The 19,685-nt window shown below is 30.6% G+C and carries 15 protein-coding genes; 7 read left to right on the top strand and 8 right to left on the bottom strand.

Annotated elements, in window-relative coordinates:
• Positions 1-82 precede the first annotated feature (82 nt).
• From Q0678_RS02640 to Q0678_RS02630, 3 genes are all read left to right on the top strand, one after another.
• The gene (locus tag Q0678_RS02640; RefSeq protein WP_299053460.1) at positions 83-1,651 is read left to right on the top strand and encodes a HAMP domain-containing sensor histidine kinase; all 1,569 of its coding nucleotides are present in this window, start codon (positions 83-85) and stop codon (positions 1,649-1,651) included.
• Positions 1,652-1,663: 12 nt separating this feature from the next.
• Positions 1,664-2,365, top strand: coding sequence for a response regulator transcription factor (locus Q0678_RS02635; RefSeq protein ID WP_299053458.1), 702 nt, complete (start codon positions 1,664-1,666; stop codon positions 2,363-2,365).
• Positions 2,366-2,442: 77 nt separating this feature from the next.
• Positions 2,443-3,063 (top strand): L-threonylcarbamoyladenylate synthase, encoded by a 621-nt coding sequence (locus tag Q0678_RS02630; RefSeq protein WP_299053457.1) that lies wholly within the window; start codon positions 2,443-2,445, stop codon positions 3,061-3,063.
• Positions 3,064-3,089: 26 nt separating this feature from the next.
• Here the strand turns inward: Q0678_RS02630 and Q0678_RS02625 are convergent, their stop codons facing one another.
• Both Q0678_RS02625 and Q0678_RS02620 read right to left on the bottom strand, forming a co-directional pair.
• Positions 3,090-4,088, bottom strand: coding sequence for a glycosyltransferase family 2 protein (locus Q0678_RS02625; RefSeq protein ID WP_299053455.1), 999 nt, complete (start codon positions 4,086-4,088; stop codon positions 3,090-3,092).
• An 89-nt stretch (positions 4,089-4,177) separates the two neighbouring features.
• Positions 4,178-4,621 (bottom strand): type I restriction enzyme HsdR N-terminal domain-containing protein, encoded by a 444-nt coding sequence (locus Q0678_RS02620; RefSeq protein WP_299053453.1) that lies wholly within the window; start codon positions 4,619-4,621, stop codon positions 4,178-4,180.
• Between the two features lie 146 nt (positions 4,622-4,767).
• Between Q0678_RS02620 and holA the strand changes: the two genes are divergently transcribed.
• Entirely contained in the window at positions 4,768-5,769 is a 1,002-nt protein-coding gene (gene holA, locus Q0678_RS02615) for a DNA polymerase III subunit delta (RefSeq protein ID WP_299053450.1), read from the top strand.
• A gap of 23 nt (positions 5,770-5,792) precedes the next feature.
• Here the strand turns inward: holA and Q0678_RS02610 are convergent, their stop codons facing one another.
• Together Q0678_RS02610 and Q0678_RS02605 are read right to left on the bottom strand one after the other, a co-directional pair.
• Positions 5,793-6,443, bottom strand: coding sequence for a peptidoglycan-binding domain-containing protein (locus Q0678_RS02610; RefSeq protein WP_299053447.1), 651 nt, complete (start codon positions 6,441-6,443; stop codon positions 5,793-5,795).
• Between the two features lie 52 nt (positions 6,444-6,495).
• Positions 6,496-7,578 (bottom strand): LacI family DNA-binding transcriptional regulator, encoded by a 1,083-nt coding sequence (locus Q0678_RS02605; RefSeq protein ID WP_299053776.1) that lies wholly within the window; start codon positions 7,576-7,578, stop codon positions 6,496-6,498.
• A gap of 103 nt (positions 7,579-7,681) precedes the next feature.
• Here Q0678_RS02605 and Q0678_RS02600 point away from each other — a divergent pair, with 103 nt between their 5' ends.
• The 3 genes from Q0678_RS02600 to Q0678_RS02590 all read left to right on the top strand — a co-directional run bounded on the left by Q0678_RS02600 (position 7,682) and on the right by Q0678_RS02590 (position 10,588).
• Positions 7,682-8,728: a sugar kinase gene (locus Q0678_RS02600; RefSeq protein ID WP_299053445.1), complete on the top strand. Its 1,047-nt coding sequence runs from the start codon at positions 7,682-7,684 to the stop codon at positions 8,726-8,728.
• A gap of 108 nt (positions 8,729-8,836) precedes the next feature.
• Entirely contained in the window at positions 8,837-9,505 is a 669-nt protein-coding gene (locus tag Q0678_RS02595) for a bifunctional 4-hydroxy-2-oxoglutarate aldolase/2-dehydro-3-deoxy-phosphogluconate aldolase (RefSeq protein WP_299053440.1), read from the top strand.
• Between the two features lie 249 nt (positions 9,506-9,754).
• Complete coding sequence (locus Q0678_RS02590; RefSeq protein WP_299053438.1) at positions 9,755-10,588, top strand: DMT family transporter; 834 nt, start codon at positions 9,755-9,757, stop codon at positions 10,586-10,588.
• A 57-nt stretch (positions 10,589-10,645) separates the two neighbouring features.
• On the opposite strand, the gene Q0678_RS02585 is transcribed toward Q0678_RS02590, so the two are convergent.
• The 4 genes from Q0678_RS02585 to Q0678_RS02570 all read right to left on the bottom strand — a co-directional run bounded on the left by Q0678_RS02585 (position 10,646) and on the right by Q0678_RS02570 (position 19,648).
• Positions 10,646-13,426, bottom strand: a complete 2,781-nt coding sequence (locus Q0678_RS02585; RefSeq protein WP_299053435.1) for an alpha-amylase family glycosyl hydrolase — start codon at positions 13,424-13,426, stop codon at positions 10,646-10,648.
• 74 nt (positions 13,427-13,500) lie between these two features.
• Positions 13,501-14,820 carry a SusE domain-containing protein gene (locus Q0678_RS02580; RefSeq protein WP_299053432.1) on the bottom strand — a complete coding sequence of 440 codons (1,320 nt, stop codon included), beginning with the start codon at positions 14,818-14,820 and terminating at the stop codon, positions 13,501-13,503.
• Between the two features lie 11 nt (positions 14,821-14,831).
• Complete coding sequence (locus Q0678_RS02575; protein ID WP_299053429.1) at positions 14,832-16,721, bottom strand: RagB/SusD family nutrient uptake outer membrane protein; 1,890 nt, start codon at positions 16,719-16,721, stop codon at positions 14,832-14,834.
• Positions 16,722-16,735: 14 nt separating this feature from the next.
• Complete coding sequence (locus tag Q0678_RS02570; RefSeq protein WP_299053426.1) at positions 16,736-19,648, bottom strand: SusC/RagA family TonB-linked outer membrane protein; 2,913 nt, start codon at positions 19,646-19,648, stop codon at positions 16,736-16,738.
• Positions 19,649-19,685: the final 37 nt, after the last annotated feature.

The raw sequence follows: 19,685 nt of genomic DNA, 5'->3' as shown, positions 1-19,685 counted from the left end.
ATTATACTTAAATTTTCATTAAAACAGTTAATTTAAATGAAAATTAATAAATTGTTTTTTTTAAATGATGTAACTTTGTTTCATGGGTAAAAAAATGTTTATTCTTATTGTTGTTTTAATGAGTATTTCTCTAGTAGGAATTATCGTTGTTCAGTTATATTGGATAAATAATGCTGTAGAGAGTAAAAAAGGGCAATTTAAAAATGACATTCAAAAATCTCTTGGAAGCGTTGCTGAAAGGATTAATGAAAAAGAAGCCTTTTTTCTTGAAAAAAAATACGAAGGTATTTTAGAAAACAAATTACTAGCAGACGAGGCTCAAATTAAAAATTTTTTGTTTCAAGAGATTGATACAACTACCAAGCAGAAGTTTACATATGGTGGTACTGTTTTAGAAGAAAGTTTTAAAATGCCCGTAGATTTTTTAGATAATGATTCTATTATTATTAAAAGAGTTACTGGTAAAAATGATTTTTTTCAATCGAGATTAATAAAAGGAGCAGATAACCTATTTTCTTCTGTAGATGAAAAAAGATATTCTTATACAAAAAGACTTAAAAGTGTAGAAAGAAGTCAGTTTACAGAAATTTTTAAAAATTTAAACAGTACTAAACCTATACACAAAAGACTTAGTAATAGAGAGTTAAACGAAACAATTAAAGAAGAGTTAGAAAAAAGAAATGTACATTTAGATTTTAAATATGGTGTATATAGCAAGGATGGTTTAGCTACAAAATTAAAATCTGGTTATTACACAATTAACAAAAATGAAAGTTATAAGTACCCTCTTTTTTTTAATATAAGTGGTGATGTAGACTACGAATTGTATGTCACATTTCCATCAAAAGATAAACACATACTTTCGGGTATTTCAAACATATTAATACTCTCTTTATTTTTTATATTAATTATTATTATTGCGTTTTCTAGCTCTTTGTATCAACTTGTTCGTCAGAAGAAAATATCAGAAATTAAAACAGATTTTATTAATAATATGACGCATGAGTTTAAAACACCAATAGCAACTATTAATTTAGCTTTAGACTCTATAAAAAACCCGAAAATTATTGATGATAGTAGCAAAGTTTTGCGCTACGTTCAAATGATAAGAGACGAAAATAAAAGAATGCATTCTCAAGTAGAAAATGTGCTACGAATTTCTAGATTAGAAAAAAATCAAATAGACTTAAGTAAAGAAACTATTGATATGCATGACACTATAGAAGATGCAATTACACACGTAAGCTTATTAATAGAAGATAGAAAAGGAAGTATAAAAACACATTTTGAAGCAATAACCACAGAAATTTCTGGGAATGAGTTTCATTTAACAAATGTAATTGTTAATATTTTAGAGAATGGTTTAAAATATTCTGAAGGAGCTCCTGTAATTAATGTTTTTACAGAAAGTACGCCTAAGTTTTTTGTTTTTAAAGTAAAAGACGAAGGTATTGGAATGAGTAAAGCGGTTCAAAAACAAATTTTTAATAAGTTTTATAGAGAACAGAAAGGAAATATTCATGATGTAAAAGGTCACGGTCTTGGTTTGGCTTATGTTAAAGAGATTGTAGAAAAACATCATGGTACAGTTATAGTAGAGAGTGAGAAAGGAGTAGGTAGTACATTTACAGTACAATTGCCTTTAATTTAAATAACAAAAACAATGGGAAGTAAAAAAATTTTATTAGTAGAAGATGATCCAAATTTTGGAACTGTTTTAAAAGATTATTTAGCCTTAAATGATTACAATGTAACTCATGCAAAAGATGGTATAGAAGGTTTAATCATGTTTAAAAATAGTGATTATGATTTGTGTATTTTAGATGTAATGATGCCAAGAAAAGACGGTTTTTCTTTAGCACAAGACATTAGATTAACAAATAAAGAAGTACCAATCATCTTTTTAACTGCTAAAACATTAAAAGAAGATGTGCTAAAAGGGTATGCTGTTGGTGCAGATGACTACTTAAATAAACCTTTTGATTCAGAGGTTTTATTGCATAAAATTAAAGCTATTTTACAACGTAAAGATGTTGATAAAACAGCAGAATCTGAGCAATTTGAATTTACTATTGGTAATTTTTATTTTAATTCTAAGCTTAGACAGCTATCAGTAGATAAAACTAAAGAACCAATAAAGTTATCTCCTAAAGAAAGTAAGTTATTACGCATGTTGGCCATTCATAAAAACGATTTAATGCCAAGAGAGTTAGCGCTTACAAAAATTTGGAGAGATGATAATTATTTTACCTCTAGAAGTATGGATGTTTACATTGCTAAGTTGCGTAAATATTTAAAACTAGATCCTAATGTAGAAATTTTAAACATTCATGGAGAAGGTTTTAGAATGGTAGATAAAACCTAAAAATAATAATAAACTTCCTAAAAAAATATACTCAGCTTGATTATAAATCGAGCTGAGTTTTTTTGTATCTTTATATTATGGCAGAATTCATTAAGTTGTATAATGATAACCCAAATCAAAAGGAAATTGATAGGGTTGTTAAAATATTAAAAAATGGGGGTATTATAATTTATCCAACAGACACTGTTTATGGTTTAGGTTGTGATATAACAAATACCAAAGCTTTAGAAAAAATTGCACTTATAAAAGGTGTAAAGTTAGAAAAAGCAAAATTTTCTTTTATCTGTAATAACCTAAGCAACCTATCTGATTATGTGAAACAGATAGACAGCAGCACATTTAAAATTCTTAAAAGAGCATTGCCAGGACCTTATACTTTTATTTTACCAGGTAGTAATAATTTACCGAAGGTTTTTAAGAAAAAGAAAACAGTAGGTATTCGCATACCCAACAATACAATTATAAGAACATTGGTTGCTAATTTGGGCAATCCTATTGTTTCTACTTCTATTAGAGATGAAGATGAAGTGTTAGAATACACTACAGATCCAGAGTTAATTTTCGAAAAATGGCACAAAAAAGTTGATGTTGTTATTGATGGTGGTTATGGTGGTAATGAAGCGTCTACAATTATCGATTTTACAGAAGGCTACGCAGATGTAGTAAGAGAAGGTAAAGGTAGTTTAGATATTCTGTAATTATAATTTAAATCTTAAAAAGAAGCCTAATTTAAGTCTTTAAATCTTTTTTTACCAAGCACAAAGTATTGCCAAACAATACTAGTGTGTAGGTTGTAATCTAACTTTTTTGATAATTGTTTTCTTTTCTTTAAAAATTTGTAAAAGTTTTTGTAAAAACTAAAATGAGCTTTTATAATAGCGAATGTATGAATCGGTCTAAGCTCTAGTATAAATTTAAAACCTGCAATTCCGTCTAAAATTAATCGAGAAAATATTACAAATAAAAACCATTTTTTAGGTACGTTTTTTACAATATTTAATAAACTATTTCTAAAGTTCAGGTATGTTTTATGTGGGTTTGTTTCTTCTAGAGTTGCACCACCAACATGATATACCTCAGAGTCACCAACATAAGTTACCTTATAGCCACTATTTTGTGTGCGCCAACATAAATCTATTTCTTCTTGGTGTGCAAAGTAGTCTTCATCTAAACCACCAATTTGTTTAAACATAGCAGCTCTTATAAATAAACATGCACCAGAAGCCCAAAATATATTTGAAGTATCATTAAATTGACCTTCATCTTTTTCAAGTGAATTAAATAAACGCCCTCTACAATAAGGATATCCGAATAAATCAACAAAACCACCTGCTGCACCTGCATATTCAAAAGAAGATTTTTCTTTAAAATCTAATAGTTTAGGCTGTATAATAGCTGTGTTTTTATCATTATTAAAAACCTCTATAATAGGTTTTAACCAGTCTTTAGTTACTTCAACATCAGAATTTAAAAGGCAATATACATCTGCTTCTATATTTTTAAGAGCATCATTATACCCTTTTGCATAACCACCATTCTGGGTGTTTTTAATAATCTGAATAGTTGGGTAATTTTCTTTTACAAAACCTATAGAATTGTCTGTAGAGGCATTGTCTGCAATGTAAATAACAGCTTCTTTCGAGCTATAATTTACAATAGATGGTAAAAACTGTTCAAGCAGTTTTACTCCATTCCAATTTAATATGACAATTGCTATTTTCAAGTTTGCAAATTTACAATTATAAGTTAGTTTAAAGGTAATTTATCTATGTAAAGAAGTAAGTTTATTTGCAGTTTTATAACCCCAAGGTTTTAGTTGTAATTGGGGATTTCTTTTAAGAAGATATAAGTTTCATTTTTAAAGTCCATTTTACAGTAAAAATGCTGTAAACCATTGGTAACAATTAGGTAATTTGCTTTTAGCTTTAAATTATATCTTGCAATTTGATCAAAAGTGTCTTGGCTAATTTTGATTGATGGCGCCTTGCATTCTACAATAATATCATGTGATCCGTTTTTATCGAACACTAAGATATCTGTTCTTTTTTTACGATTATTAATGGTTAATTGTTTTTCTAATGCAATTAAAGAAGTTGGGTATTTTTTTTCTTCTATTAAGAAATAAACAAAATGTTGTCTTACCCATTCTTCGGGTGTTAATACCAAATATTTTTTTCTCAGTTTATCAAAAATAAGCGTCTTATTTTCGTTACTTTTGATTCTGAATTGATAAGTGGGTAAATTTAGTTTCTCCATTTTTATGGGTACGAATATCATCAATTTAAATGATAAAAAAAAGAAAGCTTTTAGCAACACCACATTTTATTTAAACGACTAAAATTATAGTAAATAATTAGTTTATTGTAAATTAATGGTCGTTTTTACTCGATAAAAAGATAATAATGAATGATGTAAGAGATATTGTTTCTAATGTAAAGAACGGAAATTTAAAACCTATTTACTTTTTAATGGGTGAAGAGGGGTATTATATTGATAAAATTTCTGATTTTATAGAAGAAAATGTTTTAGACGAAGCAGAAAAAGGGTTTAATCAGCAAGTTATGTATGGTAGAGATGTAACCATAGATGATATTATTTCTGCAGCAAAACGCTACCCAATGATGGCTGAAAAACAAGTTATTATTGTTAAAGAAGCTCAAGATTTAAGTAGGTCTATAGAAAAGTTAGTGCTGTATGCAGAAAACCCAACACCTAGTACCGTTCTGGTTTTTAATTACAAATATAAAAAGTTAGACAAGCGAAAAAAATTGCATAAAGCCATTGCTAAATCGGGTTTAATTTATGAAAGTAAAAAACTTTATGAGAATCAGGTTGCAGATTGGATTGTAAAAGTTTTACGAGGTAAAAATTATAAAATTGAGCCTAAAGCAGCTCAAATGCTAGTCGAGTTTTTAGGTACAGATTTAAGTAAAATTTCGAATGAATTAGATAAATTAATGTTGATTTTACCTAAAGAGAGTATTATCACAGATATTGATATTGAAGAAAATATTGGGATTTCTAAGGATTTTAATAATTTCGAATTGCGCAAAGCTGTAGGTAAAAAAGACATCTTAAAAGCAAATAGAATTATAAATTACTTTGCAGAAAACCCTAAAAGTAATCCATTAGTGATGACAATTTCTTTGTTAAACAGCTTTTTTACGCAATTGTTAATGTTTCATGGCTTAAAAGATAAATCTAAAAATGCTGTTTCAAAGGCCATTGGTGTAAACCCATATTTTGTGGACGAATATTTTTTAGCCGCAAAAAACTATCCAATGAGAAAAGTAGCACAAGTAATTGCTACTTTAAGAGCTGCCGATATAAAAAGTAAAGGGGTAGGAGCCAACCAAACTCAGAAAGATATTTTAAAAGAATTGTTGTTTAGTGTCTTACACTAAAAGTGTACCAACTATTTTTTAGGTTATTTAAAAAGAGCATCAAGCGTTAAGATATCTAAAATTCCATCAGGAAATAATTGATTTTTTTCTTCAAAATTTTTGATGGCATTTAAAGTTTCAAGCTTGTAAATTCCGTCTTTTTTTATTTGAAACCCGTTTTCTATTAGTCTTTTTTGGACTTCATATATAAGTGCACTTTTTTTACCATACACAAGTCTCTCATTAGCATTAAACATGCTTTTAATTTTGTCGTGTTTTGTAGTTCTGTTAAAACTCTCTATATCGATGCCTTTTTCTTCTAAGAACTGAATCTGTTTGTTAGACAAACCTTTTTCTTTTAATTTTTTTGAATCTTCTAATTTAGCTTCATAATATTTTACCAACGCTAATTTTTTAGCATAATTAGCAACCAATTTCTTAGTTTCTTCATTGTTGTTTTCAGGGCTTCTAACATCAATATTATTTGCAGACCAAGCTGTTTTCACAAGACCATTTAAGGCTTCAGTGGCATTAAAATATTGTAATACTATTTCTTGGTTGTAGTAGTTTTTATCTATGTTACTACTTGTCTGGTATGCAACACCTTCAGAATTATATCTTTTGTATTCTTGGTATTTTCCAAAACCAATAAAAAAGGCAATTATAAGTAGTAAAAGTATGATTAATTGTTTCATGAGGATTTTTTTTAAACGCAAGGTAAAAATAGTAAATAGTTTTTAAAAAATACTAGCTATTTTTTCTGTCGGATGAAGCTCTTACTAAAAGCGCTACATCTAATATTTTTTTGGTAAGAGTTTGTGTTATCGTTTCTTTTTTAGAGTAATCTAAGAATGATAAAGCAGCTTGTTTGCCAATTTCGCTGCTATGTTGTTCTATACTTGTTATGGTTGGTGTAACCATGCTACTAAAAGGTTCGTTACCAAAACCTACCAATGCAATTTCATTAGGAATATTAATCTTTTGCTCATTTAATACTTGTAAAGCTCCTAAAGCAGCATAATCTCCGGCAACATAAACAGCATCTGGTCTGTTTTTTAGTGCTAGTAGTTGCAGCATTTTTTCTCGTCCATCTTCAATGGTTAAGTCGCACTCTAATAAAAGCTCTTCATTAAGAGGTAAATGATGTTTTTTTAAGGCATCTAAATATCCTTTTATTCTATTGTTAAAAATACGAGTACGTTTGTAACCACCAATGTGTGCAATTCTTTTACAACCTTGTTCTATCAGGTGTTTTACAATAATTTGGCTACTGTTATAATCATCAATACCAATATAATCAACATTTAAATCGTTTTCTCCTCTATCAAATAAAATAAGAGGTATTCCTTTCGATTTTATTTTTTCATAATACGATAAATCTGTTGTTTGGTTTGCCATAGAAGCAATAATGCCATCTACTTGGGTATAAAGCAATGTATCAATACATTCGCATTCTTTTTTAAAAGACTCGTTCGATTGTGTAATAATGATATTATAACCTTCTTTGTTTAAAACTTGTTCTATATTTTGAATTACAGAAGAAAAAAAGTTACTATTCGTTCTAGGAACAATTACACCGACTAATTTACTTTTACCACTTCTTAAAGCACTTGCTAAATGGTTGGGTTGGTAGTTTAAATTTTCGGCAACTTGTTTTACTGCTTTTTTAGTTTTATCGCTAATTCTTGGGTCGTTATGTAAAGCTTTAGATACCGCAGCCGCAGATATATTTAAAACATTGGCAATATCTTTTATGGTAGTTTTCTTTTTGATACTATTTTTTTTATATATTTGCTTAATCGTTATAGCAAAGATAACACCATAATACATAATAATCAAAAAGAACATATTAAATTATACCTTTTTGATTTTATTTTATCAAACTGCTTAAACGTTTAACTAACTATATTAATACAAATTAAAATTAAACAAAATGGGTAAAGTAGTAACATTCGGAGAAATCATGTTAAGATTAGCTCCACAAGGATTTTTAAGATTTTCACAAGCAAACAGTTTTGATGCTATTTATGGTGGAGGAGAATCTAATGTAGCGGTATCATTAGCAAATTATGGTGTAGATGTAGATTTTGTAACACGTTTACCAAAAAACGATATTGGTGCATGTGCCATGATGGAAATGCGTAAAAGAGGTGTAAACGTTGATAAAATTGTTTATGGTGGTGATCGTTTAGGAATTTATTTTTTAGAAACAGGTGCTGTATCTAGAGGTTCTAAGGTTGTTTATGATAGAGCACATTCTGCAATAGCAGAAATAGAATCTGGTATGATTGATTGGGATACTGTTTTTGAAGGTGTAGAATGGTTTCATTGGACAGGTATTACTCCTGCAATTTCTCAAGGAGCTGCAGATGTTTGTTTAGAAGCAGTTAAAGCAGCAAGCAAAAAAGGCATTACAATATCTACAGATTTAAATTATAGAGCAAAACTTTGGAATTTCTGTGATGATGCTCACAGAGAATCTATTATGACAGAATTAACTTCTTATTGTGATATTGTTTTAGGAAACGAAGAAGATGCAGAAATGCATTTCGGAATTAAGCCTGCAGGTATTTCTGTGCAAACAGAAGGTCATAATGTAAAAGCAGAAGCTTTTTTATCTGTTTGTGAGCAAATGATGGAGAAGTTTCCAAGAGCTAAAAAGGTAATCACTACTTTAAGAGGATCTATCTCTGCATCTCATAATACTTGGGCTGGTGTTTTGTATGATGGTAAAAAATTATTACAAACTAGACAGTATCAAATTACAGATATCGTAGATAGAGTAGGTGGTGGAGATTCATTTATGGGTGGTTTAATCTACGGATTATTAAAGTATCCAGAGGATGATCAAAATGCATTAGATTTTGCTGTAGCAGCTTCTTGTTTAAAGCACACTATTAAAGGTGATGCTAATTTAGCTACTGTTGCTGAAGTAGAAAAACTAATGGGTGGTGATGCATCTGGAAGAGTAGCTCGTTAAAAAGGTTTAATTGTTGAGACGTATAATTATATTCATTTTTATGTTTTTATTCGCCTCAACAATTACACAATTAAATAGTTACCCAAATAAACAATTATACAAAATAATATGGCACAATTTTCAAGATTAGAAGTAGCGCAAGTAATGAAAGATACAGGGATGGTTCCTTTATTTTTTCACAACGATATAGAAGTTAGTAAAAAAGTTTTAAAAGCATGTTATGATGGTGGTGCTCGTTTGATGGAGTTTACTGCTAGAGGAGACTTTGCTCATCAAGTTTTTGGAGAGTTAACAAAATATGCAGTTAAAGAATTACCAGGAATGGTTATGGGTGTTGGCTCTGTAACAGATGCAGCAGCAGCTTCATTATACATGGCATTAGGTGCAAACTTTATTGTTACACCAGTTTTAAGAGAAGATATTGCAATTGCTTGTAACCGTAAAAAAGTATTATGGTCGCCAGGTTGCGGTACATTAACAGAAATTGCAAGAGCAGAAGAGTTAGGTTGCGAGATTGTAAAATTATTTCCAGGAGATATTTATGGTCCTCAATTTGTAAAAGGAATCAAAGGCCCACAACCTTGGACGAGTATAATGCCAACCGGTGGTGTATCTCCAACAAAAGAAAATTTAGAAGGATGGTTTAATGCAGGGGTAACTTGTGTAGGTATGGGATCTAAATTAATGGCTAAAAATGCAGATGGTAGTTTTGATTATGCAACTATAGAAAGCAGAACAAAAGGAGCTTTAGACATTATTAAGTCTTTAAGAAAGTAATCATTTAGTAACTTTTATATAAAATATCTTGGCTAAATAGTCAAGATATTTTATTTTAAGTAGGGTAGTATCCATAGAAAATATTTCTAATACTTATACGCTTATAAAGTATTTGATACCTTTGAAAGGTATAAATTCGAGTTAACAATATCTATTTTATACGTTTCTATATACTGTTTAAAATAGTTTATATTATTTTTTGACAACAAAACGATATAGCTGTTAAAAGCTAATCTCAAAATTACAAGTATGAATAAAGCAATTGTGTACATGATTTTTAGCGTTATTGCTTTTGCAGTAATGAATACTATTGTTAAATATTTAAGTGCTTTCGGAGTTTATCAAATTGTATTTTTTAGATCGATTGGAACCCTTGCTTTTACAATGCCACTTATTTTAAAAAATAGAATTCCTATACTAGGTAATAAAAAGAAATTGCTATTTTTAAGAGGTTTGGTTGGGGTAATTTCTTTAACTTGTTTTTTCGAATCTTTGCATTATTTGGCAGTTGGTACAGCAGTTTCTTTAAGATATACGGCTCCTATTTTTGCAGCAATTTTTGCCCTTATTTTTTTAAAAGAGAAGATAAAACCCATTCAATGGTTGCTTTTTTTTATTGCTTTTATAGGTGTACTTCTTATCAAAGGTTTTGGTGTTCAAGTAAATACAATTGGTGTTTTACTGGTCATTGCATCGGCACTTTTTATGGGGTTAATCTTTGTTATTATCAGAAAAATAGGCAATACCGAAAATCCGTTAGTTATTATTAACTATTTTATGGTAATGGCTTTCTTATTTGGAGGAATAATGTCTATTAATAACTGGATAACACCTAATTTTTTACAATGGGTTTTATTATTAAGCTTGGGTATCTTTGGCTATGTAGGTCAACTTTACATGACCAAGGCTTTTCAGTCTCAAAATACTAGTTTAATTGCTCCTTTAAAGTATTTAGAGGTAATTTTCACAATAATAATTGGTGTTTTTTGGTTTGATGAAATTTATAATTTGGTAACCTTACTTGGGGTTACTTTAATTTTATTAGGGTTAATTTATAATATTTATATCAGTAACAAAAAATAACACCTAGAATACATTAATCCTAAGTGTTAATTTTTATTTAATAAACTTCTTTTAGCTTTATTTTTTGACCAATTTTGAGGTGAGTAATAAGCCAGAATTATCTTTAGCTTTAATAATATAAATACCTTTAGATAGGTTTGTTATATTAAAAGAATAGTCTTTATTGAAAGTACCTTTAATAGTTTTAACTAGTTTACCAGTAATAGTATAAATACGGACTTCATTTACTTCTTTTGATAGATTAAAAGTAGTTGAAACTGGATTTGGGTATAACTTTAGAGAATGTTTTTCTAAAACTATCTTATCATTAGAAAGAGCTGCTGGCATATTGCCATAAATTTTAAATTCTCCTGGTGCTAATGCCATTGTGGCTGTAGTATTAGTTACTGTTAAAGATTCATTTTCTTCTAATAAGCTGTACCACACACCTGTTTGTTGAAACATAGGGTTTATATTACTGGTCGAAGTACCAAAATTTCCAATTATTACAATATTTTGAATTCCTGAAGCATTTACATCAGTTAAATGTATTTTTTTCAAGCTACTAGCTACATCCATTGTAAAATCTGTAGTTTTAAAAATATCGTAATTTAATTTAAGTTGGATTAACTTAGCCCAAGTATTATATACTTTCTTTCTGTTAGGGTTGTCTAAATAGTTCCATAAAATAGGTTTATTACCAGTTCTTCCGTTTTCATTTATAGATTTGTCATAACCTAACTCACCAAATTGCCAAATCATTTTAGGACCAGGAACGGTAAAAAAGAAAGCACCGGCTAATTCTTCTCTTTCTAATGCGGTATTTAAATTTCTAATATTATAGCTAGCATTAGAAGCTCCGAATTGTAGGTTTTTATACATTAATCTTTCCTCGTCATGACTTTCCATATAGCTAACATTTGCAGGTGTAGACCAACCTCTATTTTTATAAGAAATCCAAGAAAAATCAGAATCACTACTAAAACCCATTGTTGCTTGGTTGTAAGTGTGATTGTGGTTGCCCCAAACCATAATTCCTTTCCCTTCGCTTAATCTATAATTTACCCATGCAGTTTCTTCTGTATTGGTTCCCAAATGTTCGAAAATGATATAAAAATCAGGATCTATTTCCCACTGTTTGTCTGCATATCCTTTTAAAACATCAACTCTATCTTGTTGGTATGCGTTTGTACAAACTTCGCTACCAGTACAGTTTTGTGTAAAACCTTTGGTTAAATCCCATCTAAAACCGTCAATTTTATATTCATCAATCCAGTATTGTGATACTCTGTTAACATAATCTCTAACGTCTTGTTTAGAGTGATTAAAATCGTTAAAAACACTGTAAGAGTGCCTTGCAATAGGGTTAAAGAAAGGACTGTTTGTACTTGCTTGTCCGCCATAACCACCATTGTCTGTATTCCACATTCTGTAGTATGGATGTTGGCCAGATGCATGATTAAACGCTACATCTATAATAACCGCAATACCTCTTAGATGACATGCGTCTATAAATTGTTTAAAAGACGTAGTATTACCATAATACTTATCTAATGCCATATGAAAAGATGGGTTGTATCCCCAAGATTCATTACCGTCAAATTCCATAACAGGTAATAATTCTATCGCATTTATGCCCATTTCTTCTAAATAATCGAGTCTTGCTTTAACAGCATCGTAAGAGTGTAATTCGTCAAAATCTCTTATTAAAAGTTCATAAACTACCAAATCTGTTTTTGCAGGTTTCTGAAAATTTGTTGTTTGCCAAACATATGGCGAGTCACCTGTTCTAAGTAAAGTTACTGCATGGTTTGTTAGCCCTGTAGGGTAACTAGGTAGGTTTGGGTAAGTTGTATTATTTATATATTGATCATTATATTCAGATAAAATTATAGTAGAGTATGGGTCTGCAACTCTTAAAGTGCCTTCTATTAAATATTGATATGTAAAATCTGTTTGAGGTGTTAATTGTGTAAGTTCTATCCAAAAACGATTTTTAGCAGTATCTTTTTTAAGTAAATAATTGTCGTTTATCTCCCAATTGTTAAAACTTCCAATTAAATGAACAAACTCTTTGCCTGGAGCATAAAATACTAACGTAGCCTTTGTAGCATCTGTGGTATTTAAATTAATACCGTCTTTCATTTCTGCAGGTAAAGTAGCTTCAATAACTGTAGGTCTAACTACTGCTTTAAAAGTTTTACTTTTTATATCTCCATTGTTTTCTGCTTCTAAAATAAAAGTAGTGTTTGTATTTACAGAAGGAGTGAAGTTGTATGTTGTTATGTTATTTTGTTGGTTGATAACAGCACCATTTGCTTTTAAAGAAAAATTAGCAGCCAATGTAGATGTGGCATTTATAGCTATCGTTTCGCCTGTATTTAAGATTGTTGTTTCTGTTGATGGAGTATTTAATGTTAATTGAAAAGTACCTACATTAAAGATGAAGTCTGCACAGCCATTATCTTTTAATTCTTGATTACCATCCGCGCTTCTAAAAACCATTCCTAATTTGGTAACACTATTTGCTTGTGCGTCTGTTAAGCCATAATATGTTTTTGGGACCAAAGTAATTTCCCATCGGTTATTAGTAGCATTAAAAGTCATTTCGCCAATACCATCATCTTGGCCCCAATTACCTGTTACAGCAATATCAAAAGCATTGGTATCAGAACCTACACCAGAATGCATGTAAATTTTTGAAGGGTTTGAAAAGCCATTACAATCTGTTGAAGTACTATTGGCATCTAAACTAATTGTAATAGATGATGTGATTTCGAAAGGGTTTGGAGAAATAGTAACCTGACAGAAACTTATCGTACTAATAAGTAAAGTAAAAAGGAATGTAATTTTTTTCATAAAATTAGGTGTTAAATAAAAAGGCTATCTACCTTAATATGATAGATAGCCTTTTAAATATTAAAAAACAATACTTAGTTAATTGTGTAAGTAGGGTTTTGTGGATCTGTAAAATCTAGCACAAAAGAATAAGTACCTGAAGTTGCTGGTATGTTACCACCATTATCTTCTAAAGTTCCATCTACATCATTATCGCCATAGCTAAGAGTCCATGCTTCATTAGATCTAAACTTATATTCTCCATCGATAAGAGTTACGTTGTTTAAAACCCAAATATCATCATTTGGCTGAGACCAATCTCTTGTAAATATAGCATCTTGTGTTGCACCCCAATCGTTATAAGCAGAACCTACAAGACCCCAAATATGCTCTATTGGTTGTAAAGAATAAGATAAATCATTTAAATTAACTGTAACAATATATCTACCTGCTGTAGTTGTAATATTACCACCTGAAGTATCTAATAATCCTGGACCACCATCTCCATAAGCTGTAGTCCAATCATTATTCATTCTAAACTTCATTTCTCCTTCTTCTAATTTTACAATTCCTCTAAATTGGTCTGAATATGCATCATAAGTTAAAGCATAATCTGGTGATGCTCCCCAATTATTATATGCAGAACCTACAATACCAATACTAAATTCTTCTATTGTATAAGTTAGGTTGTTTAAATCCATAGAAATTTTATAAGAACCTGCAGATACAGCTATGTTATCTCCTGCTGCATCTAAAGTTCCATCAACACCAGTATCACCATAATTGTTTGCCCAATCATTATTTTCTCTAAACTTTATTTCTCCATCAATTAAAGTAACGTATGCTACTAGAACACCAGAATCACTTGAAGTATAAAATGGTAAATCTGGAGTTGCACCCCAATCATTAGCAGCAGAGCCAACAACACCCCAAGTAGAAGATAAATCTAATATGCTAGAATATGGTGTTACATTGATTGTTTTTGCAGTAGCATCTATTAATAATTGACCCCCAACAAAACCTTGTAATTTTATTGCTAAATCTGTGTCGGTATCTGCTTCTGCTCCTAAGCCTAAAGCAATTGCATTTAATGCTAGAGTAGTAAATGTTTTCTCTAAATCATCGCCAACATTTACGGTTACAGCATTTGTGAAATCTCCAGATGCTAAGTCTATCAATAATTTATAATTTGGTGCAGCATTAAAACCATAATCTGGTTCTGCCCAACTTGTAGATAAAGATATAACTTCTGCATTTGCTTCTAAAAGCACAATAGGAGTGGTTTCTTCAATAATTAATTCTGTGGTAGCTTCTACATCAGAATTTATAATTACTCTATCACTAAGATCTTCACAACTGGTAAAACCAATTGATACTATAATTAGAGCGAATAATGAATTTATTATTTTTTTCATGTCTTTAGTTATTAGTATCCAGTATTTTGAATTAAGTTAGGATTTGTTGTTATAATATTGTTCGGTAAAGGGAAAATATTTCTATAATCATCTACCCCAGAACCATCTTTAGTATCTCCTTTAAAAGGCCATAGATAAGTGTCTGAAGTAAAATAGTTATATCTTACTAAATCTGTTCTTCTTTGTCCTTCCCAATATAGCTCGCGAGATCTTTCATCTAAAACAAAATCTAAGGTTAAATCTCCACTGCTAATGTTACCGCTTGTATTGCCATAAGCTCTTTCTCTAAGCTCGTTTATTTTAGTAACGGCAAGACTTAAATCTCCACCACCGCCTCTTAGCGTAGCTTCTGCATAGTTTAAGTAAATTTCTGCTACTCTAAGTAACGGTAAATCTGTGTCTACAAAATCTCCTGCAGCATCAGAACCTTGATTACCGCTAGAGTCTATGTTTTTAAATTTTGTTACGGCGTATCCATTTTCAAAAGTTGGTATTTCTTCTATTTCTAGAGTTTGCCCGTCTTTATAAAACATTCCTCTACTATCACCAACAAAAGGAGTAATTGTATAGGTAGCATTATTTAGGTCTAAGGTTATAAAATAAGTACCAGCTGAAGTTACAGGAATATTTGCTCCTCCTGCTTCTAAAGAACCATCATTATTATCATCTCCGTAGTTATTACCCCAGTCTTCATTGAATCGGAATTTCATTTCACCAGTATTCAAAGTAGCATAAATAGAAAATACGTTGGTTGCTGTTTCAAACATTTCCATATCTGGTCCGTTCCATGAGTTTAAAGTTGCATCACCTACAAGACCCCAATCAGATTGTGTACCTAGGTTGTTGTTTAAAGCTGCTACATCTACGTCAAATTTATTTACTAAATTTTTAGTAGTTCTTAAGCCTCCCCAGCCACCATTTACTCCAAAATCTGTTGCATTCATACTACCACCAATTGCAGCGTGTACAATAAAAGTACTACCACCATAAGTTTGAGATCTAAGACCATCAAAATTTAAAGCAAAAATAAATTCATTTTGAGCTCCATTGGTATTGTTGTCTGCTAAAAATAACTCATCGTATGCAGATCCGTTTCCGTTAGCATCCGTTGTGTTTATAATATAGCTAGATGTCATTACTTTATTAGAGTAAGTTACAGATTCTGTGTATTTAGTAGCACCAGTCCAAACTTCAGCATTTAGGTATAATTTAGATAATAATGCCCATGCAGCAACTTTATCTACTCTACCATATTCATTAGAACCACTATCTTTTAAAAGAGTTTCTATCTCTAATAATTCTGTTTCAATAAAATTAAATAATTCTGTTCTTGTTGCTTGCGATGGTAATTCTGTTGTTACAGAAGTAACTAAAGGTACGCTACCATATAAATCCATTAAGTTATAATAGGTAAAAGCTCTTAAAAAACGTGCTTCTGCAATATAACTAGTTACTTCTGTATCTGATAATATAGATGCATTGTCTATAAATGAGTTACAAAAAGATACTTCTTGTGCCAATCTGTAGTACATAGCTTCAGAAAAATCGTTACTACTAGACCAATACATACCGTGTAAGTCTGGTAAACCTGCATCTCCCCAACCAACTACTGCGTGGTCTGTTGTTAATTCATTTAAATTGAATAACATTCTAGAGTATTGAGAAAAACCTTCGTCAATATCTTGAATATCTGCCTGACCTGCAGGGCCTTGTTGACCTGTTAAAGCAAAACTAGCGTATAATTTAGCTAATGCACTTTGTGCTTCTGTTGCGTTAGAAAACACATCTTGTTCTGTAAAACTATCTGGATCAATCGGTGATTGATTTAAGTCTTCATGACATGATATTGCTACTAAAGAGAATATCATGATTACAATGAAATATTTAAATTTTTGTTGCATTTTTTTCTTTTTTATTAAAAGTTAATGTTTAATCCTAATACTAGAGATCTAGGTCTTGGGTAAAAATTATTATCAATACCTAAGTTAATTTCTGGATCTAAACCTTGGTAGTCTGTTACAATTAAAACATTTTGTAATGATCCGTAAAATCTAAACGTGGTATTTTTAATTGTATCTAATGTGTAACCAATTGCTATGTTATCTATTTTAAAGAAAGAGGCATCTTGAACAAAATGGTCACTTAATGCTGTTTTATCATTAATAACTGTAAAACCACTATTGTAGTAATCTGCATGTAAGTTAGATAAAATATTATTATTAACTGCATTTACACGAACACCTCTATTTGCAGCAACATCGTTGTACATGTAGTTGCCAAAGCTAGCTCTAGTTTGTACAGATAAATCCCAGTTTTTGTAATTTACATTTGTATTAAAACCCATTAATATATCTCCAAAAGGATCTTCGTTAATATATTTATCATCATCATTTATAATGTTGTCAGAATTTCTATCAACAAATACACCTTCTAAAGGTTTTCCTGAAGCATCATATACTTGTTGAAAAACAAGGAAACTATTTGCAGTTTCACCTTCTCTATGTACTTGAACGTTGTTACCAACACCAGTAGAAATACCTCCTTGAGGCTGGTCTACAGATAACTTAGTAATTTTGTTATCGTTTAGAGAAACGTTGTAGTTAATAGACCACTCGAAATTATCTGTTTTAATAGGAGATGCATTTATATTAAATTCTACACCTCTATTTTCCATATTTCCAATATTTGCATTAATTCTGTTTCCAAAATTTGTAAAAGGATCTACAATAGAGCTTGCAATAAGATCATTTGTTTGTTTAATGTATGCATTTACAGAACCAGAGATTCTTCTATCAAGAAAAGAAAAGTCTATCCCTAAGTTTAAAGTTTTTCCAACTTCCCATCTTAAATCTTTGTTAATTGGTTCTGGTCTAAATGTTTGATAAAAAGCATTGCCAAATTGATAACTAGCAGTATCTGTACTTCCTTGGTATCTTGTTAAAAACTGGTAGTCTCCTAAACCATTAATGTTTCCGATCTCTCCATAACCAACTCTTAATTTTAACTCGTTAAAGAAAGAGTCTGCCATAAAATCTTCTTTATGGATACTCCAAGCAGCCGCAAATGAAGGGAAAAATCCCCAACGGTCATCTGGGTTTAATTTAGAAGAAGCATCTGCTCTTACAGTAGCTGTTAAGTAATATTTACCTTTGTAATCGTAATTTGTTCTTGCAAAGTATGATAACAATACATTTTTAGATTTATCTATAAATTCAAACGTATTACCATCTTCTTCCGCTTCACTATCATAACTATAGTTATCATATTCAAAAGATTGATATGCGTGCCCAAGAACTGCTGTTAAATTATGAGCTTCATTAAATGATTTTTGATAAGTTAAATACGCATCAAAAACCTTATTATCAGAATTTTGCTTATAGCTTGTTAAAGAACCATTAAATGTAGCATCTGAAGTAGGTATAGAAGCGTCTGTTACTTTACGTCCGTTACTGTTTGAAGTGTCATAACCAACATTAACTGTTGCTGTTAATTCTTCAAAACCATGAAAATTATAATCAAATTTAGCATTTCCTACAAAACGTCTAATTTCTGCACTATCATCTATTAAGTTTAATAATGCTAATGGGTTTGTTGGTGCTAGGTTATTTTGGTTACCAGTACCAGCATCTAACCAAGCAAAGTAACCACCGTATTGAGAGTTTGCATCAAATACAGGTTGTGTAGGATCAAAGCTAACAGCTCCACCAATTGCACCTCTGTCTGCAAACTGATTTTCAGTATACATTCCTTTCACATTTAATTCTACTTTTAAATGTTTATCAAAGAATGACGGAGATAAACTCACAGAAGCAGTTGTACGTTCTAGGTTATCTCCTTGTAAGATCCCTTCGTGTTCAGAATACCCTAAAGAGGCTCTCATTGGTACACCAAAAACACTCCCTAAAGCACTAAAATTATGGTCTTGCCCTATAGCTGTTGTGTAAATTTCTTCTTGCCAATCTGTATTTGCATCACCTAATAATGCGTTTTGCGCAGGAGTGCCAATAGTATTTATTAGGCTTCTAAACTGTGTACCCGATAAGACATCTACTTTATCTCTTAAGCTATAAACAGTAGTTTGAGAACTAACATTAAACTTAAAATCATTGTCTTTTCCTTTTTTAGTAGTAATTAAAATTACACCGTTTGCTGCTCTAGAACCATAAATAGCCGTTGAAGAAGCGTCTTTTAAAACAACAAAAGCTTCAATATCGTTAGGGTTTATAAAGTTTAAAGGGTTTCTAGATCCACCAACACCTCCGTTATCTAAAGGAATACCATCTATTACATATAAAGGTTGGCTGTTTAAAGATAAAGAACCTGTACCACGAATATTAATAGTTTGTCCGTCTCCTGGAGCACCAGAACCTGCTATTACATTAACACCTGCAACTTTACCACTAATAAGTGATTGAGCAGATACAATAGGACCTTTGTTAAAGTCTTTGCTAGTTAATAAATCAGTTGTACCTGTTAAATCTTCTTTTTTAACAGAGCCATAACCAACAACAACAATTTCATCTAATGATTCAGCAGAATCAATTAGTGAAATAGAAATATTAAAATTGTTTTCTATGGTAATCTCTTGTGTTTCGAATCCTAGGTATCTAAAAACAAGTGTGTTACCTGTTTTTACATTATCGATTGTAAATTTACCATCAAAATCTGTCTGAGCACCTTTTGTGGTTCCTTTAATTACTACACTTACACCAGGTAGGGATTCTCCTGATGATTTTTCTTTTACAACACCTTTAACTGTCTGCTGTGCAAACATGCTAAACGATGAAGTTAAAAGAACTCCAATTAATAATAGTTTAAATTTTTTCATGTATATTTTGTTAAAATAATTAACTGTAAATTTGCTT

The sequence above is a fragment of the uncultured Polaribacter sp. genome (genome assembly GCF_947497125.1).
GTDB lineage: Bacteria > Bacteroidota > Bacteroidia > Flavobacteriales > Flavobacteriaceae > Polaribacter.
The sequence above is the reverse complement of the archived record's forward strand: the minus strand, read 5'-3'. Positions and strand labels throughout refer to the sequence as shown.

Bases quoted from the DNA above. Each gene is read 5' to 3' on its own strand.
- Q0678_RS02605 (WP_299053776.1), bottom strand. From the start codon at position 7,578: ATGTATTATGGTGTTATCTTTGCTATAACGATTAAGCAAATATATAAA.
- Q0678_RS02585 (WP_299053435.1), bottom strand. From the start codon at position 13,426: ATGAAAAAAATTACATTCCTTTTTACTTTACTTATTAGTACGATAAGT.
- Q0678_RS02575 (WP_299053429.1), bottom strand. From the start codon at position 16,721: ATGCAACAAAAATTTAAATATTTCATTGTAATCATGATATTCTCTTTA.
- holA (WP_299053450.1), top strand. From the start codon at position 4,768: ATGAATGATGTAAGAGATATTGTTTCTAATGTAAAGAACGGAAATTTA.
- Q0678_RS02620 (WP_299053453.1), bottom strand. From the start codon at position 4,621: ATGGAGAAACTAAATTTACCCACTTATCAATTCAGAATCAAAAGTAAC.
- Q0678_RS02595 (WP_299053440.1), top strand. From the start codon at position 8,837: ATGGCACAATTTTCAAGATTAGAAGTAGCGCAAGTAATGAAAGATACA.
- Q0678_RS02630 (WP_299053457.1), top strand. From the start codon at position 2,443: ATGGCAGAATTCATTAAGTTGTATAATGATAACCCAAATCAAAAGGAA.
- Q0678_RS02590 (WP_299053438.1), top strand. From the start codon at position 9,755: ATGAATAAAGCAATTGTGTACATGATTTTTAGCGTTATTGCTTTTGCA.
- Q0678_RS02610 (WP_299053447.1), bottom strand. From the start codon at position 6,443: ATGAAACAATTAATCATACTTTTACTACTTATAATTGCCTTTTTTATT.
- Q0678_RS02640 (WP_299053460.1), top strand. From the start codon at position 83: ATGGGTAAAAAAATGTTTATTCTTATTGTTGTTTTAATGAGTATTTCT.
- Q0678_RS02635 (WP_299053458.1), top strand. From the start codon at position 1,664: ATGGGAAGTAAAAAAATTTTATTAGTAGAAGATGATCCAAATTTTGGA.
- Q0678_RS02580 (WP_299053432.1), bottom strand. From the start codon at position 14,820: ATGAAAAAAATAATAAATTCATTATTCGCTCTAATTATAGTATCAATT.
- Q0678_RS02600 (WP_299053445.1), top strand. From the start codon at position 7,682: ATGGGTAAAGTAGTAACATTCGGAGAAATCATGTTAAGATTAGCTCCA.
- Q0678_RS02570 (WP_299053426.1), bottom strand. From the start codon at position 19,648: ATGAAAAAATTTAAACTATTATTAATTGGAGTTCTTTTAACTTCATCG.